The organism is Nonomuraea sp. NPDC049637, assembly GCF_040675235.1.
Lineage (GTDB): Bacteria > Actinomycetota > Actinomycetes > Streptosporangiales > Streptosporangiaceae > Nonomuraea.
This window is the reverse complement of record NZ_JBFAOM010000046.1, coordinates 53,720-76,128: the sequence shown is the minus strand read 5'-3', so window position 1 is coordinate 76,128 and position 22,409 is coordinate 53,720. Positions and strand designations below refer to the sequence as shown.

21 protein-coding genes and 3 tRNA genes are annotated in these 22,409 nt (G+C 73.7%); 11 read left to right on the top strand and 13 right to left on the bottom strand.

Annotated features, from left to right (window positions below; all coding sequences use genetic code 11):
* Positions 1 to 143: 143 nt before the first annotated feature.
* On the top strand, positions 144 to 734 hold the full coding sequence (locus tag AB0J71_RS40675; RefSeq protein WP_352327479.1) for a CGNR zinc finger domain-containing protein: 591 nt from the start codon (positions 144 to 146) through the stop codon (positions 732 to 734).
* Here the strand turns inward: AB0J71_RS40675 and AB0J71_RS40670 are convergent.
* Complete coding sequence (locus AB0J71_RS40670) at positions 731 to 2,104, bottom strand: MFS transporter (protein WP_364419447.1); 1,374 nt, start codon at positions 2,102 to 2,104, stop codon at positions 731 to 733. The genes AB0J71_RS40675 and AB0J71_RS40670 overlap by 4 nt on opposite strands.
* Before the next feature lie 202 nt (positions 2,105 to 2,306).
* Here AB0J71_RS40670 and AB0J71_RS40665 point away from each other — a divergent pair, with 202 nt between their 5' ends.
* Positions 2,307 to 2,936: an alpha-ketoglutarate-dependent dioxygenase AlkB gene (locus AB0J71_RS40665; protein WP_352327481.1), complete on the top strand. Its 630-nt coding sequence runs from the start codon at positions 2,307 to 2,309 to the stop codon at positions 2,934 to 2,936.
* Positions 2,937 to 2,997: 61 nt separating this feature from the next.
* Here AB0J71_RS40665 and AB0J71_RS40660 read toward each other — a convergent pair whose 3' ends face one another.
* The 4 genes from AB0J71_RS40660 to AB0J71_RS40645 form a co-directional block, all read right to left on the bottom strand.
* Positions 2,998 to 4,065 carry an oxidoreductase gene (locus AB0J71_RS40660; RefSeq protein ID WP_364419445.1) on the bottom strand — a complete coding sequence of 356 codons (1,068 nt, stop codon included), beginning with the start codon at positions 4,063 to 4,065 and terminating at the stop codon, positions 2,998 to 3,000.
* A 150-nt stretch (positions 4,066 to 4,215) separates the two neighbouring features.
* The gene (locus tag AB0J71_RS40655; RefSeq protein WP_364419443.1) at positions 4,216 to 5,115 is read right to left on the bottom strand and encodes a D-alanyl-D-alanine carboxypeptidase family protein; all 900 of its coding nucleotides are present in this window, start codon (positions 5,113 to 5,115) and stop codon (positions 4,216 to 4,218) included.
* 124 nt (positions 5,116 to 5,239) lie between these two features.
* The gene (locus tag AB0J71_RS40650; protein ID WP_364419441.1) at positions 5,240 to 6,418 is read right to left on the bottom strand and encodes a glycosyltransferase family 4 protein; all 1,179 of its coding nucleotides are present in this window, start codon (positions 6,416 to 6,418) and stop codon (positions 5,240 to 5,242) included.
* Positions 6,415 to 7,260 carry a sulfotransferase gene (locus AB0J71_RS40645; protein WP_364419439.1) on the bottom strand — a complete coding sequence of 282 codons (846 nt, stop codon included), beginning with the start codon at positions 7,258 to 7,260 and terminating at the stop codon, positions 6,415 to 6,417. Before AB0J71_RS40645 ends, AB0J71_RS40650 begins: the two co-directional genes overlap by 4 nt.
* 191 nt (positions 7,261 to 7,451) lie before the next feature.
* Between AB0J71_RS40645 and AB0J71_RS40640 the strand changes: the two genes are divergently transcribed.
* Positions 7,452 to 8,438 carry a LacI family DNA-binding transcriptional regulator gene (locus AB0J71_RS40640; protein WP_352327488.1) on the top strand — a complete coding sequence of 329 codons (987 nt, stop codon included), beginning with the start codon at positions 7,452 to 7,454 and terminating at the stop codon, positions 8,436 to 8,438.
* A gap of 39 nt (positions 8,439 to 8,477) precedes the next feature.
* On the top strand, positions 8,478 to 9,122 hold the full coding sequence (locus tag AB0J71_RS40635) for a phosphatase PAP2 family protein (protein WP_352327486.1): 645 nt from the start codon (positions 8,478 to 8,480) through the stop codon (positions 9,120 to 9,122).
* Here the strand turns inward: AB0J71_RS40635 and AB0J71_RS40630 are convergent.
* Entirely contained in the window at positions 9,061 to 10,047 is a 987-nt protein-coding gene (locus tag AB0J71_RS40630; RefSeq protein WP_352327489.1) for a LacI family DNA-binding transcriptional regulator, read from the bottom strand. The two genes, AB0J71_RS40635 and AB0J71_RS40630, sit on opposite strands and share 62 nt — an antisense overlap.
* Positions 10,048 to 10,297: 250 nt before the next feature.
* Between AB0J71_RS40630 and AB0J71_RS40625 the strand changes: the two genes are divergently transcribed.
* From AB0J71_RS40625 to AB0J71_RS40605, 5 genes are all read left to right on the top strand, one after another.
* Positions 10,298 to 12,499: an RICIN domain-containing protein gene (locus AB0J71_RS40625; protein WP_364390078.1), complete on the top strand. Its 2,202-nt coding sequence runs from the start codon at positions 10,298 to 10,300 to the stop codon at positions 12,497 to 12,499.
* A gap of 75 nt (positions 12,500 to 12,574) precedes the next feature.
* Entirely contained in the window at positions 12,575 to 13,894 is a 1,320-nt protein-coding gene (locus AB0J71_RS40620; RefSeq protein ID WP_364419437.1) for an ABC transporter substrate-binding protein, read from the top strand.
* Positions 13,894 to 14,814, top strand: a complete 921-nt coding sequence (locus AB0J71_RS40615; protein WP_364419435.1) for a sugar ABC transporter permease — start codon at positions 13,894 to 13,896, stop codon at positions 14,812 to 14,814. Before AB0J71_RS40620 ends, AB0J71_RS40615 begins: the two co-directional genes overlap by 1 nt.
* 13 nt (positions 14,815 to 14,827) lie before the next feature.
* Entirely contained in the window at positions 14,828 to 15,667 is an 840-nt protein-coding gene (locus tag AB0J71_RS40610; RefSeq protein WP_352325161.1) for a carbohydrate ABC transporter permease, read from the top strand.
* Positions 15,664 to 17,571, top strand: a complete 1,908-nt coding sequence (locus tag AB0J71_RS40605; RefSeq protein ID WP_364419433.1) for a DUF5107 domain-containing protein — start codon at positions 15,664 to 15,666, stop codon at positions 17,569 to 17,571. Before AB0J71_RS40610 ends, AB0J71_RS40605 begins: the two co-directional genes overlap by 4 nt.
* A 49-nt stretch (positions 17,572 to 17,620) precedes the next feature.
* Here the strand turns inward: AB0J71_RS40605 and AB0J71_RS40600 are convergent, their stop codons facing one another.
* From AB0J71_RS40600 to AB0J71_RS40575, 6 genes are all read right to left on the bottom strand, one after another.
* Complete coding sequence (locus tag AB0J71_RS40600) at positions 17,621 to 17,770, bottom strand: hypothetical protein (RefSeq protein ID WP_352325163.1); 150 nt, start codon at positions 17,768 to 17,770, stop codon at positions 17,621 to 17,623.
* 23 nt (positions 17,771 to 17,793) lie between these two features.
* Positions 17,794 to 18,432 carry a maleylpyruvate isomerase N-terminal domain-containing protein gene (locus AB0J71_RS40595; protein WP_352325164.1) on the bottom strand — a complete coding sequence of 213 codons (639 nt, stop codon included), beginning with the start codon at positions 18,430 to 18,432 and terminating at the stop codon, positions 17,794 to 17,796.
* A gap of 107 nt (positions 18,433 to 18,539) precedes the next feature.
* Positions 18,540 to 18,614, bottom strand: a tRNA-Val gene (locus AB0J71_RS40590).
* A gap of 1 nt (position 18,615) precedes the next feature.
* A tRNA-Cys gene (locus AB0J71_RS40585) sits at positions 18,616 to 18,689 on the bottom strand.
* A gap of 16 nt (positions 18,690 to 18,705) precedes the next feature.
* Positions 18,706 to 18,777 (bottom strand) — tRNA-Gly (locus AB0J71_RS40580).
* A gap of 48 nt (positions 18,778 to 18,825) precedes the next feature.
* Positions 18,826 to 19,461: an ACT domain-containing protein gene (locus AB0J71_RS40575; RefSeq protein WP_352325165.1), complete on the bottom strand. Its 636-nt coding sequence runs from the start codon at positions 19,459 to 19,461 to the stop codon at positions 18,826 to 18,828.
* Between the two features lie 78 nt (positions 19,462 to 19,539).
* On the opposite strand from AB0J71_RS40575, the gene dusB reads away from it, so the two are divergent.
* Positions 19,540 to 20,649, top strand: coding sequence for a tRNA dihydrouridine synthase DusB (gene dusB, locus AB0J71_RS40570; protein ID WP_352325166.1), 1,110 nt, complete (start codon positions 19,540 to 19,542; stop codon positions 20,647 to 20,649).
* Positions 20,650 to 20,672: 23 nt separating this feature from the next.
* On the opposite strand, the gene AB0J71_RS40565 is transcribed toward dusB, so the two are convergent.
* Positions 20,673 to 21,452 (bottom strand): phytanoyl-CoA dioxygenase family protein, encoded by a 780-nt coding sequence (locus tag AB0J71_RS40565; protein WP_352361195.1) that lies wholly within the window; start codon positions 21,450 to 21,452, stop codon positions 20,673 to 20,675.
* A 41-nt stretch (positions 21,453 to 21,493) separates the two neighbouring features.
* On the opposite strand from AB0J71_RS40565, the gene AB0J71_RS40560 reads away from it, so the two are divergent.
* Positions 21,494 to 22,387, top strand: coding sequence for a helix-turn-helix domain-containing protein (locus AB0J71_RS40560; RefSeq protein ID WP_364419430.1), 894 nt, complete (start codon positions 21,494 to 21,496; stop codon positions 22,385 to 22,387).
* Positions 22,388 to 22,409: the final 22 nt, after the last annotated feature.

Here is a 22,409-nt window from a genome sequence, read left to right as displayed (position 1 = left end):
CGGCGGGACAGCGTCTACGGCGGGGCACGGTCCGCGGTCAGGCACGGTCCGCGGTCAGGCACGGTCCGCGGTCAGGCACGGTCCGCGGTCAGGCACTGTCCACGGCGGGGCAGGGGGAGCCCCGCCGTGGATACGCTTGCCGGGTGGAGGTTCACTCGACCAGGGCGATGGCCGTCAGAGCCGTCGAGCTGTGCGTGGCGCTGCTGCACGAAGAGCCGACGCCCGCCTCGGTGACGGACGTCCTGCGCCGCCACGGCGAGCACGGCGACCTGGGCCTCGACGAGTCCGACGTGGCCGCCATGCGCGCGGCGGCGGCCCGGCTGCGCGACGTCCTGGGCGCCCGCGACGCAGGGGAGGCGGCGGGCCTGCTCAACCGCCTGCTCGCCGAGACCGCCCGGCCGCCCCGGCTGACCAGCCACCGGGGCACGACGTCCTGGCACCTGCACGTCGACAGCGGTGACGAAGCGCCGTGGGCCGAGTGGTTCCTGGCCTCGTCGGCGATGGCCCTGGCCGTGCTGGTCGCCGACCATCAGCGCGTTCCGGGCGGGTTGTGCGCGGCCGCGGGGTGCGGACGGCCGTACCTCGACCTGGGCGGCGGCAGTCCCCGCCGCTACTGCGGCACCCGCTGCGCCACCCGCGCCCGCGTCGCCGCCCACCGCGCCCGCCCCCACCCCCCTGACACCACACCCCCGCCCCCGCCTGCTGGTGCCGAGCCCCCCGCTGACGCTCGCTAACCGCGGCGGCGGCGGAGGAGGACGTAGACGGCCACGGCCTGTAAGGCCGCGCCGGTCAGCAGGGCGGCAGTGGCCGAGTGGGTGCTCAGCGGGCCTGCCAGCGCCGATCCGACGGCGAACGAGGTGATCTTGAGGCTGGCGCCGGTCGTGAACACCTGGCTGCGCAGTTCGGCGGGGGCCTCGCGTTGCCGCACCGCGAACAGCGCCGTCAACTGCGGCCCCTCGCCCGCGCCCACCAGCCCCGCCGCGACCACCGCGATCCAGTACGTCCCCACCAGGGCTGCTCCTGCCGTGGCAGCCAAGGCCATGCCCGCGCCGACCAGCGCGGTGGACCAGACCAGGGTCGTGTCCCACGCCGGTGTCGCGTTCCGCCGACGGGGGCCGCCGCGCCAGGCCAGGAGCCCGTTCGCGGCCAGGCCGGCCGCCGCCGTGACGGCCAGCAGCAGCGTGCCTCGGCTGCTGTCGCCCGTGAGCTCCAGCCCCAGCACCGGCGCCGACACCACGAACATGCCCGCCCCGGCGCACGAGACCATCGACCCGGCGGTGGCCCGCCCCAGCACCGGGTTCCCGAGCACCGCCCGGATCCCGCCCGCCATCTCCCGCGCGACCGCTCCCGCAGCCCGTATCGGCGCGGTGAGGCGGCCGAAGCGCCGCCGTTCGCCGCGTGGCCCGTCTCCCGCGAGCAGGTCACCGCCGCTCAGCCGGCCCTTTGCGGGCCTGTCGCTCGTGGACTGGCCGAGCGGAGGCTGGTCAAGGGCGGCCCCGTCAACGGCGGGCAGGTTGTGGGTGGGCACGTCGCCTGTGGGCTGGGTGTGGGGGGTGCGGGCGGGGAGGGTCCAGGCGGCGGGGAGGGCGGTCAGGAGGAGCAGTGCGGAGACGAGGACTGCTGCCGTTCCGCCTGCCACGGCGGCGATCACGCCGACCGCCGCCGGGCCGGCCAGCCCCGCCACGTTGTACGTCATGGCGTCGAGCGCGGTGGCCCGTGCCAGCCGCCCCCGGTCGGGCCCGGAGACCAGGGGGAGCTGTCCCGTCCAGCCGCCGGTCAGCGCGGGGCCCGCGAGCCCGGTCACGACGGCCAGCGCCACCAGCGCCGTCCCGGGCACCCGTCCGACGCCGCCCGCCACCAGCAGCAGGCCGGCCGCGTACCCGAGCAGGCAGCACGCCAGCAACCGGCCCGGACGGCGGGCGCGGTCCAGCAGCACGCCGAGCAGCGGCCCGCCGACGGCCGCCGACACGGTCAGCCCGGCCAGCAGCGACGCCCCCAGCAGCGGAGACCCGGTGGCGGCGAGCCCGGCCACCAGGAGGGCGGGTCCGGACATCTCGTCGCCGGTCCGGGCGGCGACCACCCCGGCCATGTAACGCGTCAACATCAGCAAGACGTTACAGGATCGGGTTAAGGGGTGGTTCGGGCGGGGAAGGGGTCGGTTGATCGTCCCGCGAGGGTCCAGCGCCCGCCGGCGGCGACCGCCCGGCCTGTACGGACTGCGTACCGCACAGGCCGGGCACCTCCCGGCACCCGCAGGCGGCATCCGAGTCGAATGTGTGTTTGAACAATGGCATAGACTCGGCCTCATGAAAGCCGCGTTCCAAGCATCTCTGCTGGGTCTCGACGAGGAGCTCGGCGTCGGGCGGCTGGGCGCCACGGTCCGCCGGACGTACCTCGACCACGGAGCCTGGATCGACCTGCGGCCCGGCTGGCTGACGGGGGCCGACACGCTGTTCACGCGGCTGGCCGAGACGGTGCCGTGGCGCGCCGAGCGCCGCCGTATGTACGACCGGGTCCTCGACGTCCCGCGTCTGCTGAAGTTCTACGACGAGGGCGAGACGCTGCCCGACCCCGTCCTCGACCAGGCCAGAGCGGCGCTCGACGCCCACTACGGCGAGGAGCTGGGCGAGCCCTTCCGCACCGCGGGCCTGTGCTTCTACCGCGACGGCCGCGACAGCGTCGCCTGGCACGGCGACACCATCGGCCGGGGCAGCAGCGAGGACACCATGGTCGCGATCGTCTCGGTGGGCAGCCCGCGTCCGCTCCTGCTGCGCCCGCGCGGCGGCGGCCCCTCGATCCGCCGCGACCTCGGGCACGGCGACCTGATCGTCATGGGCGGCAGCTGCCAGCGGACGTGGGAGCACGCCATCCCCAAGACCGCCCGGCCCGCGGGGCCGCGCATCAGCATCCAGTTCAGACCCCGCGGCGTCCGCTGACCGGGCCCTGCGCGCCCGCCGTGTGCCCGCGCGCCCGCCGTGTGCCCGCGCGCCCCGCGTGCTAGCGGAGGCGGAGACGGGCTATGCGGCCCTGCTCGCCGGAGGCCCAGCAGGACAGGTCCGGGGTGCACGAGACGGTGTCGAACGAGCCGCCGTCGAAGGTCTCCCAGCGCTCCCCGCCGGTGTACGTCACGTCGCTGCCCGTGGGCCCGACGGCGATGGCCGCGAACGGCAGGTGCGGCAGCCACGTCACCCCCGACCGGTACGCGGGCGGCGGGGTCGTGGCGGTCCGCCAGGTGGCGCCGCCGTCCCTGGTGACCGCGGCGGCGTTCGGCGAGGGGAGGCCGGGCTGGTAGTCGCCGCCGACCGCGATCCCGCGGTGCCGGTCGCGGAAGGCCAGCGCGAAGACGCCCTTCGCGGGGTCGGCGGCCGGGATCGGGGTGTCGGTGACGGTCCACGTACGCCCGCGGTCGGCCGAACGGAACACGCGTGACCGCTCGCCGCCGCCGGTGGCGATCCAGGCGTCCCGCCCGCCCGCGGTCACCAGGCACTGGCCGCTCGCCGCGAAACCGGCCTCGCCGGGCAGCGCGTCCGGCATGCCGCTGGACGGGAGCACCTGCCAGCTCCGGCCGCCGTCGTCGGTGGCCAGGAGCCGGAACCTGCCGTTCACCGGGTCGCTCATGGCCAGGCCGTGGCGGCGGTCGAAGAAGGCCATGCAGTCGTAGAAGGCGTTCGGCTCGTCGTTCCTGAAGGACTCGGTCCAGGTGCGGCCGCCGTCCTCGGTGCGGTAGACGCGGCCGTCCGTGCCCGTGCCGATCGACAGGACCAGGGCGTGACGGGCGTCGAACGCCTCCACGTCGCGGAACTGGAGGGACTCGGTGCCGGGCGGGGAGACGTTCTGCCAGGTGCGGCCGCCGTCCACGGTGCGCAGGACGGTCCCGCCGGTGCCGGCGGCCCACACCACGTCCCTGCTCACGGGCGCGAGACCGCGGAAGCGGGCGGTCACGCCGGTCTCCTTCAGCTCCCAGCCGAGGCCCGGGCCGGGGGTGGGGGTGTCGGCGTGGGCGGGGAGCGGGGCGGCGAGCACGAGCGCCGCGGACAGCACGCTCATCGCGATGCGAACGTTCATGCCGGGCAAACTAACCCAACAGATCACGAGCGTCCATCATGCGGACACCCCGCCGCCCCAGGAGACGACGCCGCTCAGATGGGGCCTGGAGGGGGCCGTGAGGGGGTGCAGGGCGGGGAGGGGCGGGCCGCGGTGGCGGTGGGGGAGAGGTCAGGCGGCGGTGCGGGTGGGGGCCCAGGTGAGGAGGGCCTGGGCGGTGTCGAAGCGGCGGCTGGAGACCGTCTCGCCCAGGATCACGCCCACCACCCGGTGCCCGTCCCGCTCGCCGGCGAAGGCCAGGCTGTACCCCGCCGCGCGGGTGAACCCCGTCTTCAACCCGATCACCCCGGGCTCGGCGAGCAGGCGGTTGGTGTTGCGCCAGCCGTACGCGCCGTGCTCCTCCGTCGCCGCGACCTCGTGGTACCGGGTCCCGGCCACGCCTTCGATCAGCGGCACCTGGAGGGCCTTGGCCGCCAGCACGGCCTGGTCGCGGGCGGTGGACCAGCCGTCGCCCGCCGGCGTGGGCAGCCCGTCGGCGTTGACGTAACGGGTGTCGTTCATGCCGAGCGAGCGGGCGGTGGCGTTCATCTTGTCGACGAATCCCGGCACGCCGGGCCCGTACGTACGGGCCAGCGCGTGGGCGGCGTCGGCGCCCGAGGGCAGCATGAGCGCGTAGAGCAGTTCGCCGACCGGCAGCCGGTCGCCGGGCCGCAGGTCGGCGGTGGTGCCGCCGCCGTCCTCGGCGTACCGCGCGTCCTGGGGGGCGATCTCGACCAGGTCCGTGGGCTTGGCCGACTGCAGGACGACGTACGCCGTCATCGTCTTGGTGAGGCTGGCGATCGGCATGCGGGTGTCGGCGGCCTTGCCGAACAGGGCGGCGCCGGACCGGGCGTCCATCAGGTAGGCGGCCCGGCCGTACACGGCGGGGGCCCCGGCGTCGGCGGAGGCGGCGGCGAGGGAAGGAGCCGCGACGGTCGGGGTCGCGGGCTGCGCGTACGCGGGCACGCCCAGCCCCGTGACCAGGGCGAAGGCGCCTGCGAACGCGGTGAGTCGAGCTTTCCGGTTACGCATGCAATCCAGGCTGCCGCCCGTTTTGGCGTGCGTTTAACGATTTAAGGCAAAATCCGTGACCAAATCGTTAGAAACCCCGTCGATGTCGGAGGATCCACCAGGTAGATCTTTCCGGGAAGGAGCCTCAGCGGCCCGTCCAGAGGTTGTCCGCCACCCGATGCCCCCGCGCCAGCCCGGAGAACAGCTCCTCCCACATCGGCATCACCACCTCCGGCCCGTACGCCCGCGACGTCACCGCCGCCGCCTCGCCCATCCGCACCCGCAGCTCCCGGTCGGCGATCACCCGGATCAGCGCCGCGGCCAGCGCGTCCACGTCCCTGGGCGGCACCAGCACGCCGTCCACGCCGTCGGTCAGCACGTCGCGCGGCCCGGTCGGGCAGTCGAAGGCGACCACGGGCAGCGCGTGCGTCATGGCCTCGATCATCACCATGGGCAGGCCCTCGAAGCGGGAGCTGAGCGCGTACACCGACGCCTCGGCCAGCTCCTTCTCCAGCCGCTCGGTACGGCCGGGCAGCGTCACGTGCTCGGCCAGCCCGTGCCGCGCGACCAGCCCGGTGAGCTGGCCGCGCCGCGGCCCGGTGCCGAAGACGCGCAGCCGCCACTCCGGATGCACCCGCACGACCTGCGCGAACGCCTCGATGAGCAGGTCGAACCCCTTCTGCGGCACCAGCCGCCCGGCCGCCACCACGACCGGGTTGACCTGCCGGGAGCGTTCCTGCTCCACGCGGTGGACGGCGTTCGGGATCACCACCACCGGCGTGTCCGGCAGCAGGCGCTGGTATTCGAGCTTGTTGGTCCCGGTCAGCACGGTGATCGCGGCGAACCTGCCGTAGTGGCGGGCGATCTCCCTGCGGATCGTGTCGGGGTAGGCGGACAGGTTCATGTGCTCCTGCGCGATCCTGACGACGCCGGCGGGGGCGCGCCGGGCGGAGATCAGGTTCAGCGCGGGCCTGGTCGTCACCAGGACGCCGCCGGACAGTCCGGAGACGTAGTCCATCGCGGCGCGTTCCACCCGCTCGGTGAAGTAGTCGGCGGCGAACTCGCCGCGCGGCACGATCTTGCCGCGGATCCGCCGCCACGCCCTGCGGCCGACGGAGTCGGGCTGCCTGCCCTCGCGCTGGTCCACCAGCGTGGTGACGGTGACGCGGGGGTCGATCGCGAACTGCGGGGTCTCGCGCCGCCGGACCAGGCTGACCAGCTCGACGTCGTGCCCGGCCGCGGTCATCGCGTTCGCCTGGTTGACCACCGTGCGGATCGTGCCGCCCATGCCGTAGGCGTGCAGCATCAGGTAGCGGATCTTCACGTGAGGTACCCCCAGGTCCGGGCGATGGGCTTGAGGGGCTCGGGGATCCGGTCGGAGGAGGGCAGCTCGCGGGCGGGCTGGACGGTCCCGGTCCGGATCTTGTCCCGCCAGTCGCCGAGGCCCTTCTCCAGCACCTGCTGCTCGCCGTAGGAGAGCATCCGCGGCTCCCACTCCAGGCCGAGGAACGCGCAGATCTCGCGGGTGACGCGCTCGGGCTCGGCGCTCAGCTCCTCGTACCTGACGGTCAGCCCCGGCAGCGCGGCCCTGGCCCGCTGCACGGCCTTCATGTACCGCAGGGCGTCGAGGGCGGCCTCCTCGGGGGTGCGCCGGTCCGGGCTCGCCTCGTGCCAGGACGTGGCGATGGAGGCGGGGTGGCGCAGCAGGAAGACGAAGCGGGCGTCCGGCCAGCAGGCGGCGATGCGCTGGTGGGCGAAGGCGTTGGCGGGCGTCTTGTCCACGACGTACCGCTTGCCGCTGCGGACCAGCTCGCGGTGCAGCACCCGGTCCCACAGCAGGTGTTCCAGGTCGGCCTGGTTGTGCCCGAGCGCGGTCATCGCCTTGGCGGCCAGCGGGGTGCCGAACTGCACCCGCAACCGGCGTACGTGCAGCTCGTGCGGGGCGTGCAGGTCCGGGTGGGCGTTGAGGATCGCGCGCAGGAGCGTGGAGCCGGACCGTACGGGGGACAGGAGGAAGACGGGGGATTCGAGCAGCCGGTCGGTTAGCGGATCCGCGGGCGGTCTGATCTCGGGAGCGGGCGGGGGAGAGGGCGTGTTCCCGACTCGCTCGATCTGGAATCCGGTGAACCTGACCAGCGCTTTGTTGACGTGCCGCTGCCAGTTCATGGCGAGGCAGACTACCTACCGTTCCTGGCAGTTACCTGGCAGCGTCAGGCCGCCGACCAGGCGTACCGCGGGTTCGCGGGGGCCGCTCGCGGCTCCCGCGCGGTCGCGCGCCGCGGCCCCGGGCCTGTTAGCGTTACCGCTGACAGGAGGTGGCGGCGGTGAAAGCGAAGGGCGACAGGCCGGCGGTGCTCATGGACGTGGCCGTGCTCGCCGGGGTCTCGGCCATGACCGTCTCGCGCGTGCTCAACGCGCCCGACCGGGTCCGCGCGGAGACCAGGGCCCGCGTCATGGCCGCGGTGCGCGAGCTCGACTACCGGCCCAACCAGGCCGCCCGCCAGCTCGTCACCGGCAGGTCCGGGGTGCTCGGCGTGGTCAGCATCGACACCACCCTCTACGGCCCGGCCTCCACGCTCTACTGCATCGAGCAGGCGGCCAGGCGGGCCGGCTACAACGTCAGCATCGCCAGCCTGCCCTCGCTCAGCCGCAGGTCGATGGAGGAGGGCGTGCAGCGGCTGCGCGCCCAGGCGGTCGACGGCGTGATCATCGTGGCGCCGCACGAGTCGGCCGCCGACGGCCTGCGCCACCTGCCGCCGGAGATGCCGGTGGTGGCCGTCGACGCCGGCGACGACATCCCCGTGCCGGTGGCCAAGGTCGACCAGCAGGCGGGCGCCAGGCGGGTCACCCGTCACCTGCTCAGCCTCGGCCACGAGACGGTCTGGCACGTCGCCGGCCCGGCCGACTGGCTCGACGCCAACGGCCGCATCGAGGGCTGGCGCGGCGTGCTGGCGGCCGCCGGCCGGGAGGTGCCCGAGGTGCTGCGCGGCGACTGGAGCGCCCGCTCGGGTTACCAGCTCGGCCGGCGCCTGTGCGAGAACCCCGACGTCACCGCCGTGTTCGTGGCCAACGACCAGATGGCGCTCGGCGTGCTGCGCGCGCTGCGCGAGGCCGGCCGCCGGGTGCCCGAGGACGTCAGCGTGGCCGGGTTCGACGACATCCCCGAGTCGGCCTACTTCTGGCCGCCGCTGACCACCGTGCGCCAGGACTTCGGCGAGGTCGGCAGGCACGCCTTCCACCTGCTGCTCGACTTCATGGCCGGGCACGAGCCCGAGGCGCGGCGGCTGGTCGAGCCCGAGCTCGTGGTCAGGGAGAGCACCGGAGCCAGGCCGTCCCGGGCATGACCGGCGTGCTCGGCGGGCAGGTGTAGGTCCGTCGCGGAGGTGATCGGCTGGATGATGCTGCTCGAACGTTTCGACGCCTGGGACAAACGGGCCTTCGACCGGGTCGCGCGCTCCGACCTGCCCGTGCTCGACGCCCTGCTGCCGCATCTGTCGTCGGCGGCCGACCACTCGGTCCTGTGGGGGCTGGTGGCGGGCGTGCTGATGATGACGGGCCGGCCGCGGCTGCAGCGGGCGGGCGTCCGCGGGCTGCTGGCGATCTCGCTGGCCAGCCCGCTGACCAGCATGGTCGTCAAGCAGGCGATCCGCAGGCCGCGCCCGCTCACCGACCTCATCCCGGTGATCCGGCGCCGCCGGGTGCCGGCGTCCTCGTCGCTGCCGTCGGGTCACAGCGCGTCGGCGGTCGCCTTCGCGGTGGCGGTCGCCAGGGACGCGCCGCTGCCGGTCGCCACCTCGGTCACGCTGCTCGCCGCCGGGGTGGCCGCCTCCCGCGTGTACGTGGGCGCCCACTACCCGGGCGACGTGCTGGCCGGGGTCGCCGTCGGCGCGGCGGCCGGCTGGAGCGCCCGGGGCTGCGGACGCTGGCTGCGCCGCACGCTGGCCTCCTTCGCCGCGCCGCAGGAGATCAGGCGGGCCCGCTGCTGGCCCGGACGATCAGGGTCGAGCGCAGCAACTGCAGGGAGTTGACCGGCGGGCGGCCCTCATCCAGGGCGCGCAGCAGGAGCTCGATGGCCTGCCTGGTCATCTCCCTGCTGGGGACGGCGACCGTGGTGAGGGCGGGGTGGGTCACCCGTACCTCGTCGATGTCGTCGTGGCCGACCACCGACAGGTCGCCGGGGACCGAGCGGCCGCCGAGCCGGGCCGCCTCCAGCGCGCCCAGCGCGAGGATGTCGTGGGTGCAGAACAGCGCGGTCACGCCGGGGCCGGCGGCCAGGGCCGCGGTGGCGGCGGTGAAGCCGCCCATCGCCGTCGGCTCCGGCGCGGTGAAGACGGCCGCGGCCGGGACGTCGAGCCCGTCGCGGGTGAACGCGCGCCGGAACCCACGCACACGCAGCGCGTGCGGCGCGCTGCTCAGCACCGCGACCCGCTCGTGGCCCAGCTCGCGCAGGTGCCGCCCGGCCAGGTAACCGGCCTGCTCGTAGTCGATCGTGACGACGGGCAGGGTGTCGGGCACCTCGCTCTCCCACGCGCACAGCGCCACCGGGAAGCGCGCGTCGGCCAGGAGCGGCAGGTGCTCGGTCAGGCCGTTGTCGCCGGCGATCAGCAGGGCGTCGACCGAGCGGCTGGTCAGGCCGGTGATGTGCCGGCGGGCCCGCTCGCCGTCGAGGCGGGTGGTGCACAGCAGCAGGTGGTAGCCGTGCTCCTCCAGGACGTTCTCGGCCTCCTCGACCACGGCCGAGTAGAACGAGCTGGCCACCGTCGGCACGAACAGGCCGACGGTCATGGTGGTGCCGGTGGCCAGTGAGCGGGCGACCAGGTTGGGGGTGTAGCCGAGCTCGGCGATGGCCGCGCGCACCCTGGCCTCGGTCTCGGGGCGCACGCGTACGCGGCCGGTGACCACGTTGGAGACGGTCTGCTTGGTGACTCCGGCCCGCTCGGCCACGTCCTGCATCGTGACCACGCGGCCTCCAAGGGGGGTTTGACCGGTCCAATGACGTCGCCCCGAAAGGTAGCCGCCCGGCTCGGAGCTCGTCAACCGTCGTGCGCATTACATGCCTTTTGACCGGACAAGAGAGCAGGAACGCGAAATCGGGGCTTGTTTGAGCGGTCAAATCTGGCGTATGGTCCGGCCACGCGGTTCCGGCTCGTGGTTCCCCCCAAGGGCCCGCCAGGTGTGGCGTGCCCGACAGAAAGGAGCACCCGTGTCCCCCCATCGCAACGTGCTCACCGCTGCCGCCGCGGCCCTGACGCTGGTCCTGGGCGGCTCCCTGCCCGTCCCGGCCGCCTCGGCCGCACCGCCCGACGCCACCTACACGATCACCGTCGGCTCCACCGGCCGCTACGCCCATCCCACCGACACCCCCGCGGCCACCTACATCGACAAGGACGGCACCTTCTACTTCCAGCAGTCGGCCGCCCTCTACGGCCCCTCCGACCCCCGCTACTGGGACTTCTTCACCGGCGCGAACTTCGAGACCGCCACCCGCTCGGCCGCGATCAGCGATGCGGTCAACCCGGCCAACTCCGCCGACCGCAACAACGACACGACCTGGCGCTGCAACAACAGCCCGACCGGCCTCGAGGCGACCCCCGCCGGCGCGGGCTCGGGGTACGCCCACAGGAACTACTGCGACCTGGTCGGCGTCTGGGTGGACCCCGACACCGGCGACTGGTACGGCCTGGTGCACAACGAGTTCACCCCCCAGCCCTTCGGCGACGGCCTGCACTACGACTCGCTCGACTACGCCGTCTCCCGCAACCAGGGCCGGGTGTGGACCATCCTCGGCCACGCGATCACCTCGCCGTACAGCACGAAGCGCAACGACGGCGCGGCCTTCCCCCACCAGACCTACGACTACGGCGACGGCGACCCGCGCCTGTTCGCCGACCCGGTCTCGGGCTACTTCTACGTCTACTACGGCTCGCGGATCATCCCGAAGGGCGGCGTGGGCGGCGGCAACGGCGGCCTGGCGCACGTGGCGCGGGCGCCGATGTCGGCCAAGATGGCGACCGGCTCGTGGACCAAGTGGTACGACGGCTCCTGGTCGCAGCCCGGCGTGGGCGGCAAGGAGAGCAACATGGTCCCGGTCACCGCCGCGAACCCCCGGGGCTACACGCCCGTGGGCGCCGACTACGACCCGGCCAACACCGGCACGGTCGACCAGCAGATCGCCGCCGGGGAGCTGCCTCCGAAGTCCGACCTGTTCATCATGAACATCGCCTACGACGCCCACCTCGGCCTGTACCTCGGCGAGCCCGAGGTCGTCTCCGGCCGTCAGCCGCAGCGCCTCTACGTCACCGACGACCTGTCGACCCAGCGATGGCGCCTGATCGGCGACACCGGCACCTACGTCTCCGGCTCCTGGTACCGCTGGTTCCTCGACGACGTCAGCAGGACCGGCTCGGCCGTCGTCGGCAGGACGTTCCGCTCGTACTGCTCGATCGAGTGCGCGTCCTCCAGCGGCGAGTACGCGAACCTCACCGTCACCTCCACCGCGCCCGCCCCCGCCCCGGCGGACCCGGCCAGGACCTACCGGATCGGCACCGGCGCGGGCCGCGTCCTGGCCCAGGTCTCCGGCGGCCCGGCGACCACCTCCAGCGCCGCCCCGACCGGTTCGCCCCTGGAGAGCTGGACGTTCACCCCCGGCGGCGACGGCTCCTACCGCATCGCCAACGCCTCGACCGGCGGGCTGCTCGGCGTGGACGCGGCCACGACGGCCGGCCGCGCCTGGGGGGCGAGACCGGTCGTCACCGCGCCCGGCGCCGGCGGGCCCACCGCGGGCCAGCAGTGGTTCGTGGTGCCGGCCGGTAGCGGCCACCGGCTGGTCAACCGCTACAGCGGCCTCGCGCTCGCCCTGACGGCGGACGCGTCCCGACCGGCCGAGACCACCCCCGTACGCCACTGGAGCGACACCTCCGGCGGGACGGTCGGCGGCCGCCGCACGGCCGCCGAGCAGACCCTGACGCTGACCGACACCGGCGCCTCCGGCGGCGACCTGAGCGGCACCCACACCCTGACCGCCGCCGGCAAGGCCCTGGACGACCCCGACCACTCCACCACCCCCGGCACCCAGCTCATCACCTGGGCCCCCAACACCGGCGCCAACCAGCGCTGGATCTTCACCCGCCAGCCCGACGGCTCCTACCAGATCGCCAACGGCCTGTCGAAGCTCTGCGCGGACGTCAGCGGCGGCTCGTCCGCCGCCGGCGCCAGGATCATCCAGTGGACGTGCACCGGCGCCGCGAACCAGCGCTGGCAGGTCACCCCCGCCTCCGCCGGCGGCTACCGGATCGCCTCGCAGAAGAGCGGGCTGCTGCTCACCACGGCCTCCACCGCCGACGGCGCGCTCGTCACCCAGCAGGCCGACACCGGCTCGGCGCTGCAGCGCTGGACGGTCGGCTGACCACCCTCCGGCGGGGCCCCGTCCGGGGCCCGCCGGGCCACCCCCCGAATCTCACAGGACAGGCGGTGCCGCTCGATGAGCTCATCCCGATCCCTCCCCATCCGCAGGACGTTCGCCGGGCTCGCCGCCGGCGCGCTGGCCCTCGGCCTGGTCACCGCCTGCGGCGGCGGCGCCCAGGACGCGGCCGGCAAGGAGCTCGTCTACTGGTCGATGTGGAAGCAGGGCGAACCCCAGCAGGTCGCCCTGCAGGCCGCGATCACCCGCTTCACCCGGGCCACCGGCATCAAGGTCAAGGTCGAGTGGGCCGGCCGCGACGTGGTCAAGCAGAAGCTGCCCGCCGCGCTCACCACGTCCAAGGTGCCGGACGTGGTCGACCAGTCCGACGACACGATCCGGCCGTTCATGGTGACGCCGGGCGTGGCCCGGGGACTGGCCGGGGTGTACGAGGCCGACGTGCCCGGCGAGGCGGGCAAGAAGGTCAAGGACGTCATCCCGGCCAAGTACTCGCAGAGCCCGGCGTTGCGGCTGCCGGACGGCCAGCCGTACATGGTGCCCTACAGCGTGGCCGGCATCGGCCTGTTCTACGACGCCGCCACCCTCACCGAGGCGCCGCCGAAGGACTGGACCGCGTTCCTGGCGCTGCTCGGCAGGCTCAAGGCCGGCGGCCGGACGGCCCCGCTCACCGCCGACGGCGAACAGTACTGGTCCGACTCCTACTGGATGAACTACTACCTCTACCGGACGATCGGCGCGGACGGCCTCAAGGCCATCGCCGAGGACCGGACCGGGCAGTCGTGGAAGAGACCGGAGGTGCTGGCCGCCGCCCGGCAGATCGAGCTGTTCGCCAAGGAGGGTTACCTGCTCAAGGGGTACGACGCGAGCAAATACCCCGAGCAGCAGAAGAACTGGGCCCAGGGCCGGGCTGCGTTCATGATCATGGGTTCCTGGCTGCCCAGCGAGGTCGGCTCGTACGCCAGGGCCGGGTTCAAGCCGGCCTCCATGCCCTTCCCCGAGGTCGGCGGCCCGGCCAAGGGCGAGGAGGTCGTGCAGTTCGGCTTCGCGATGCCCGCCAAGGCCAGGAACGTCGAGGCCGGCGAGCGGTTCATCGCGTACCTGACGACCAGGGAGTTCGCCGACGACCTGGCCAGGACGGCCTCCGTGCTCTCGCCGCGCGCGGACGCGTTCGTGCCCGAGGCGCTGGCCGGGGTGAAGCGGCAGCTCGACAGCGTGCCCGCGACCTACCCGTTCGCGGCCGGGCTGAGCGTGCCGGGCTGGACCGACAAGGTCTACTACCCGACCGTGGGCGAGCTGTTCAACGGCAGGCTCACCGCGCAGGGGTTCGTGGACAAGATCAGCGCGGTCCAGGCCGGCTTCTGGAAGAACCAGGGCAGCTGATGGCGGCCGAACCCGGGACGCGGCCCGGTCCGGCCGTGCGGGCCCGGCAGCGGGCCTTCGTCCCCATGGTCGGGCCGGCCCTGGCGTTGCTGGGCGTCTTCGTCCTCGGCCCGGCCTGCCACGCGGTGTGGATCAGCCTCCAGCAGACCGCCGGGTACGGCGATTCCCGCTTCGTCGGCCTGCGCAACTACGCCCGCCTGCTGGGCGACCCGGTCTTCCACACCGCGCTGCTGAACACCCTGAAGCTGCTGGTCGTCGGCGGCGGCGTGACGTTCGCCGCCGGGTTCGCGCTCACGATGGTGCTCAGGGAGATGCGCGGGCGGCTGGTCGCGCGCAACATCCTGTTCTTCCCCAACATCGTCAGCGCGCTGGTGCCGGCCATCGTGGCGGGCTTCCTGTTCAACCCCGACGGGCTGGTCAACACCGTGCTGAGGGGCGTCTTCGGGGTGAGCGACCCGCCGAAGTGGCTGGCCGTGGACAACACGTTCACGCTCATCCTGATCGTGGCGATCTGGGCGGCCGTCGGGTACTACACCACGATCATCATGGCCGCCGTCGACCGCATCCCCGCCTCCTTCTACGAGGACTGCGCGCTGCTCGGGGCCACGTCCTGGCAGCGGCTGCGGCACGTCACGATCCCGCTGACCTGGGACGTGCTCAGCGTCTGCGCGCTGCTGTGGACCATCAGCTCGATCAAGGTGTTCGAGCTGGTGCTGGTGTTCGGCGGCGGCACCGCGGGCACCCCGCCGAGCAGCACCTGGACCGTCGCCCTCTACAGCTACGCGGCCACGTACGGCGGCTCCGGCTCGCCGCCCGAGCTGGGGATGACCGCCGCCAGCGCGCTGTTCAGCCTGCTGATCGCGGCGGCCGTGGTGCTGCTGCTGCGGCGGGCGCTCGACCGTGAAGCCGTCCGGTTCTGAAAGGGGGACGATCATGAGACCGACGAGGCTCGCGCCCATGAAGGCGCCCCTGAAGGCGGCCGTGTGGGCGGTCGTCGCCGCCGACGTGGCGCTGCTGGCGTGGGTGCTGATCACGTCGCTGAAGAGCACCCGCGACGTGTTCGATCATCCCTGGCGGCTGCCGATCCCGCCGACGCTGGACAACTACCTGACCGCGCTGGAGGTCGGGAACTTCGGCCGGGCCGCGGTCAACAGCGCGGTGGTGGGGGTGCTGTCCTCGGTGCTGGCCGTGGTGGTCGCCGCGCCGGCCGCCTACGCGCTCACCCGGACGGCGACCCGCGCCGGACGGCCGCTGACGCTGCTGTTCGCGCTTGGGACCGGCGTGCCCACGCAGGTCATCCTGCTGCCGATCTTCCTCATGCTGAGCAGCCTGGAGCTCACCTCCACCCTGACCGGCCTCACCCTGGCCTACGTCGGCACGGCCATGCCGTTCACCGTCTTCCTGCTGACCGGCTTCTTCCGGTCGCTGCCCGGCGAGCTGGAGGAGGCCGCCGCGCTGGACGGCGCCGGGGTGTGGCGGACGTTCCTGCGCATCGTGGTGCCGGTCGCCCGGCCCGGACTGGTCACCGTGTTCGTGCTGCAGCTCATCGTCTCCTGGAACGAGACCATGCTCGCCCTGGTGCTGATGCAGGACGACGAGAAGGAGACGCTGCCGGTGGCGCTGATCGGCTTCGCCCAGCAGCAGCAGTACACCGGCACGAACTGGGGCGGTATGTTCGCCGGCGTCTGCGTGGTCGTGCTGCCCATGGTGGTCCTGTTCGCCTGGGTGGGACGCCGCGTCACCGAAGGCATCACCCTGGGGATGGGAAAATGACGACGACCGTCCGACGTACCACGATCACTCTGCCGGTCGCCCCGCCCGGCCCGGACAACCCGCTGCCGCCCCTCGGCGACGCCCCCGGGCCCGCGCCCACGGTCGCCGGCGCGCCGCCCGACATGGCCTTCCAGCTCTCCTACGGCAGGCTCGCCTCCGTGCTGCCCTGCCGGGTCCAGGACGGCTACGACCGGGCGCGCCGGCCCCGCCGGGTCGAGGCGATCCAGCTCGCCAACGACCGGCTGACCGCGACCGTGCTGCCCGGCTGGGGCGGACGGCTGTACTCGCTGGTCCACCGCGACCACGGCGAGCTGCTCCACCGGAACCCGGTGCTGCAGCCGGCGAACTTCGGGCTGACCGGCGCCTGGTTCTCCGGCGGCGTGGAGTGGAACTCCGGCTCGACCGGGCACACCACGCTGACCTGCCGTCCGGTCTTCGCCGGGGAGGCCGAGGGGCCCGACGGCACGCCGATGCTGCGGGTGTGGGAGTGGGAACGCACCCGGGACCTGCCGTACCAGGTCGACTTCTGGCTGCCGCGCGGGTCGGACTTCCTGTACGTGGGCGTGCGCATGCGCAACCCGCACGCGCACGAGGTGCCGGCGTACTGGTGGTCGAACATCGCCGTCCCCGAGACCGGGGGGACGCGCGTGCTCGCCCCGGCCGGCACGGCCTGGCACTTCGGCTACGCCGGGCGGCTCGAACAGGTCCCGATCCCGGTCTGGGACGGCCTGGACCGAAGCTACCCGGCCCGCGCGGAGCACGCCGCCGACTACTTCTTCGAGCTCGGCGACCGCCGTCCGTGGATCGCCGCGCTCGACGGCTCCGGCGCGGGACTCGTGCACACCTCCACCCGGTCGTTGCGCGGCCGCAAGCTCTTCCTGTGGGGGCGCGGGCCGGGCGGGCGCCGCTGGCAGGACTGGCTCACCGAGCCCGGCGCCGGCGGCTACCTGGAGATCCAGGCGGGGCTGGCCCGTACCCAGCTCGAACACGTGCCGCTGCCCGGCGGGGGCGAGTTCTCCTGGCTGGAGGCGTACGGACCGCTGCGCGCCGACTCCGCCGCCGTGCACGGCGCGGACTGGACGGCGGCGGTGCGGGCGGCCGAGGAGGAGCTGGCGGCCCGGCTGCCGGCCGCCGAGGTCTCCGCCGCCTGGCGCAGGTGGCGGCCGCACGCCGACCAGGAGCCCGTCCGGATCCTGGCGGAGGGGTCCGGCTGGGGGGCCCTGGAGGTGACGCGCGCCGGCGTCACCACGCCCGGCACCCCGTTCCCCGGGTCCACCCTCGGTCCTGACCAGTCGCCCTGGCTGTCCCTCCTCACCACCGGGGCCTTCTCCCGTCCCGAGCCTTCTCCCGGCGCGGATCCCGGGCACAGCCTCGTGTCGGGGCCGTGGCGGCGGCTGCTGGAGCGGGCGCCGCAGACCTGGGTGACGGCCTACCACCGGGGCGTGGCCGCCTGGCACGCGGAGGACCGCGAGGGGGCCGTACGCGCGTGGCGGCGCTCCGCCGAGCTGCGCCCGAACCCCTGGGCGACCCGCTGCCTGGCCCACACCACCGCAAACCCGGACGAACGGGCCACCCTGTACCTCACGGCCCTCCACCAGACGACCGGACTCGTCCGGGCGCGCCTGGCAGCGGAGGCGGCCGTCGCGCTGCTGGAGGCCGGCCGGGCCGCCGAGTGCCTGGCCGTCCTGGACACGCTGCCCGCGACCGGCCGGGCCGTCCTGCTGCGCGCCCGCGCCCTGCTCGCCGTCGGGGACCGGGACGGCGCCCGCGCGCTGTTCGACGCCGGCTTCGACGTCGAGGACCTGCGGGAGGGTGAGGCCGTCCTGCACGACACGTGGGCGTGCCTGACCACCGACCCGCTGCCCGCACGCTACGACTTCCGCATGCACCCGGACGACGCCTGACCCCTCAGGCCCGGCCGCCACCCTGCTGCACACTCGACGGGAGGGACGCTCACTCGCCGGTGCCGGTGGCCACCGCGTCGGAGTCGGGCGCCTTGATGGACACTTTGGCGCCCCACCCGGTGAAGCGGCTGTCGATGGTGATCGTGCCGCCCTCGAACCCGTTGGTGTCGAGGACCCCCGTGGCCGCGTACGACGGCACGGCCTCCCTCCGCTCCGCGGTGATCAGCCCAGCAGCGGGAAGCGGTCGTCGGCGGACGGGAGCCGTCCGGTGGCTTCCAGCACGTACGTCGTCAGATCCAGATGCGACGGGCGGTCCGCGCCGAGCAGCCCGTCGAGGGTCTCGCCCGCCAGTTCCAGCGCCTCCCGGGCGGGCGGCCGCGCGGCCCGCAGGTCGAGGTGGTGGACGGCGGCCTCGGTCGCCAGCGTGGCCAGGAAGTCGGGCACGGCGATCACGTGGCCCTGCGTGGCGACGCATCCCGCCGGGTCGGCCGCCAGCGCCGCCCGCACGGCGGCGGGGGCGGTGTCCTGCCACACCCGCAGCACCCCGGAGGGCCGGGTGAAGGCGGAGGCGGACCTGCGCACCCACCAGGCGTGGGCGTCCGCGCCACCGGCGCCCTCGGGGGCGTCCGGGACGGGCTGGAAGGAGCTCCAGTAGGTGACGTGGTCCACGTCGGGCGGCCCGTCGGCCGGGGTGGCGAACGCGACGAGGGCGCGCTGGGCGTCGCACAGGACATGGAAGAGCAGATCCACCCCGGCCCAACCGGCGCACCGGGTGGGGCTGAGCGGGTCGGTCTCGGCCACCGCGGCCGTGAACTCCCGGTAGGCGGCGACGAGGGCGGTGCGGGCACGTTCGATGTCCATGAGGACGATTCTTCTCGGGAGCGGGCTTGCCCGCGTGCCGGGCGGGCGCCCGGGGCCCGGACAGCCGAAAGGCCAGACCCCGTTGTCGCGGGTCTGGCCTTGGAGTGTGGTGGACGATACTGGGATTGAACCAGTGACCTCTTCCGTGTCAGGGAAGCGCTCTCCCGCTGAGCTAATCGTCCTTGGAGGTGGAGACGGGATTTGAACCCGTGTGGACGGCTTTGCAGGCCGCTGCCTCGCCTCTCGGCCACTCCACCGAGTCGAACCACTCCGAGCGGAAGACGGGATTCGAACCCGCGACCCTCACCTTGGCAAGGTGATGCTCTACCACTGAGCCACTTCCGCGCTGTTGCGTGCCTAACTCTAGCGCCTTTTCCGACCAGATGCTTCCCGCTACTTGCGGAGCCGGCGGGCGACGCCGCGTTCGGTGGCCGGCAGGCTGAGGAAGATCTCCAGGATCCGGGTGAGCCGGTGGACCTCGATGCGGTGGAAGGCCGGACCCTCGGAGCGGGCCAGCAGCAAGGTCAGGGCGAGCGGCGGGAGCGGGGCGTGGATGGCGTGCACGCCCCCGTCGAGCGTGAGGGCCGCCGGGCGCGGCGGGGCCGGGCTGGGCACGGTCAGGCCCTGCGGCGCGCGCCAGCTCGCGTAGATCACGCCGTGCTCGGCGGCGGTGGCCGCCCAGTCGGCGCTGAACAACACCGGCAGCGAGTCGACGAGCGTGGTCAGCGCGCGGTCGCCCGCCGTGGTGATGTACTTGAGTATCTCCAGCTCGGGGTAGGTGCCGGCGGTCTCGCGGGTGGTCCAGACGCCTTCCACCCGGACGTCCTCGACGCTCTCCAGGCTCTTGACCAGCAGCTCCCGCGGGGTGCTCTCGGGGCAGAAGACGGTGATGTCGTCGACCGCCGAGCCGGCCCCCCGGTCGAGCACGGTGACCTGGGTGATGTCGGCCCCCGCCGTGCCCAGGGCCTTGGTGACCTGGGCCAGAGACCCCGGACGGTCGGGCAGCGCCACGCGCACGCGAAGAAGCATCGATCCCTCCCTGGTGATGCCGTTCACAGCCTATAGGCGAATACCGCTTCCGGCCTGAGCTGCGCTACAACTGACGGAGTGAAGATTGGGCCGATTGGGGCATGGCCGCCCGTGGTGCTGGCGCCCATGGCGGGCATCACGAACGCGCCGTTCCGGGTGTTGTGCCGGGAACAGGGCGCCGGGCTGTTCGTGTGCGAGATGATCACGACGCGGGCGCTGGTCGAGCGCAATCCCAAGACGCTCAGGATGATCAGGTTCGCCGAGTCGGAGCGGCCGAGGAGCCTGCAGCTCTACGGCGTCGACCCCGACATCGTCGGGCGGGCGGTCCGGATGATCGCCGAGGAGGACCTCGCCGACCACGTCGACCTCAACTTCGGCTGCCCGGTGCCCAAGGTGACCAGGCGCGGGGGCGGGTCGGCGCTGCCGTACAAGAGGAACCTGCTGCGGCGGATCCTGCGGGCGGCGGTGGCGAACGCGGGGGCGCTGCCGGTGACCATGAAGATGCGCAAGGGCATCGACGACGACCACCTGACCTACCTCGACGCCGGCCGCATCGCGGCCGAGGAGGGCGTCGCGGCGATCGCCCTGCACGCCCGCACGGCGAAGCAGCACTACGGCGGCGTGGCCGACTGGGCGGCGATCGCGCGCCTGAAGGAGGCCGTGCCGGAGATCCCGGTGCTGGGCAACGGCGACATCTGGTCGGCCGACGACGCGTTGCGCATGGTGGCGCGCACCGGCTGCGACGGCGTCGTGGTCGGGCGCGGCTGCCTCGGGCGTCCGTGGCTGTTCAAGGACCTGGAGAACGCCTTCAACGGCAGCCCCGAGCGGGTCAGGCCGACGCTCGGCGAGGTGGCCGGGACGATGGAGCGCCACGCGGCCGGCCTCACCGAGTGCTTCGACACCGAGCGGTACGCGATCGCGGACTTCCGCAAGCACGTCGGGTGGTACCTCAAGGGGTTCGAGGTCGGCAGCGCGCTGCGGCGGGAGCTGGCCACGGCCGAGTCGCTGGACGGGCTCCGGGAGGGGCTGGCCAAGCTCGACCACGACCAGCCGTGGCCGCCGAACACCGACACGCCCCGGGGCAAGTCGGGCGAGCGTCAGAAGGTGCAACTGCCTGACGGGTGGCTCGACGACCCGTGGGACTGCGTGGTCCCGGACGAGGCGGAGTCGGACATCTCCGGCGGCTGACGGACCGGTTCCTGGTGGGGCGGTCAGTGGGGGCCGGTGGCCTCGGTGCCGCAGGGGCCGCCGCCGGCCGACGGCTCCAGGAGCACGCGCTCGCCGTCCATCGTCAGCGTCTCGTACCAGGACGAGATGCGCTCGGCCGAGCGGCCGGTGTAGTGGCAGATGAAGCTGCGCCTGAACCGGTCGGCCGTGCTGTTCGGCTCCGAGCCGTGCACCAGGCTGCCGTTGAAGAAGAGCACGTCACCGGGCTGCATGTCCACGGGCACCCGCTCCAGGCCCGGCGGGGGCGGGACGTACTCGCGGGTGAAGGAGAGGTCCTGGTCGGCCTCCTCCGGGCAGAACAGGTCCATCAGATGGGTGCCGGGGACCACTTCGAGGCCGCCGTTGGCGCGGTCGACGCGGTCCAGCGCCACCCAGGCGGCCACGCACGTGCCCGGCTCGACGCGCAGGTAGAAGTTGTCCTGGTGCAGCGCCTGGCCGCGGGCGCCCGGCGGCTTGAAGTAGAACATGCTCTGGGCTGCTATCGGCTCCTCGCCGAGCAGCTCGCGCAGGATCGCGGCGAAGCGGGCGTCGAGCAGGTAGCGCAGGGCGACGTCGTTCACCTGGTGGGGGTGCATGATCCGGGGGTAGTCGCGCAGGACGTCGTAGGGCGCGCCCGGCTCCTGCGGGACGGGCGAGAAATGCCCGGGTATCGGGCCGGCGGCGTGCAGGGCCATGAACTCCTCGCGCAGCTCCGCCACCTCCTCGGGAGCCAGCAGCGCGGGGACGAGCACGTACCCCCGGTCGTGGAAGTCGTTCAGCCTCATGCCCTTCACCGTAGGCACCCGGCCCGTGGGACGGTATGACCGTGACCGCTGAGAACCTGTCTGTTCCTGCTGCCGAGTTGATGATCGTCGGCCACTACGACAAGGCGGCCGGGTACGGCACCCGCCGCCCCCACGGCTCGCCGAGCTGGCTGCTGCTGTGGACCCAGGCGGGGGAGGGGCGGGTCGAGCAGGCGGGGGCGTCGTTCACCGTGCGGGAGGGGGACCTGGCGGTGCTCGGGCCGGGCTCGCCGCAGCGTTACCGGGTCGCGCCGGGCGCGGGGAGATGGCGGTTCTGGTGGGTGCACTTCCAGCCGCGCCCGTCCTGGACGGCCTGGCTCGCGCCGTACGCCCTGGCCACCGGCTGCCACCTCGTGGAGGGCGTGCCCGCCGGGGTGCGCGACCGCGCCGACCGGGCCTTCGACCGGGCGCTCCAGGACGCCCGCTGGATCCCCGGCCACACCGCCCCGGACGCGCCGGCCGGGCCGCCGTCCGCGCCGGCGGTCGTCATGTCGAGTCCCGCCCGGGAGCTGGTGCTCGGGGCGGTGGAGGAGGTGCTGGTGCTGGCCACGGCTGCGGCGGGGGCCGTTCGCGACCCCGGGGCCGAGGGCGGCGACGAGCGGGTGCGCCGGGTGCTCGACCTCATCGCCGCCGAGCCCGAGGCCCAGCACTCGGTCGCCTCGCTGGCCCGCGCGGTGGCGCTGTCGCCGTCGAGGTTCGCGCACCTGTTCACGGCCGAGACCGGCCAGACCCCGATGGGCGCCGTGCGCAGGGCGCGGGTGCGGCACGCCGCGAGCCTGCTGGAGGTGACCGACCTGGACGTCGGCCAGGTCGCCGCCGCCTCGGGGTTCGTCAGCCCGTTCCACTTCAGCCGCGCCTTCAGGCGCGAGTACGGCCTCCCGCCCCGCGACTACCGCGCCCGCCTGCGCCGCCCCTGACCCCCGTCAGCCCCGGCCCGGC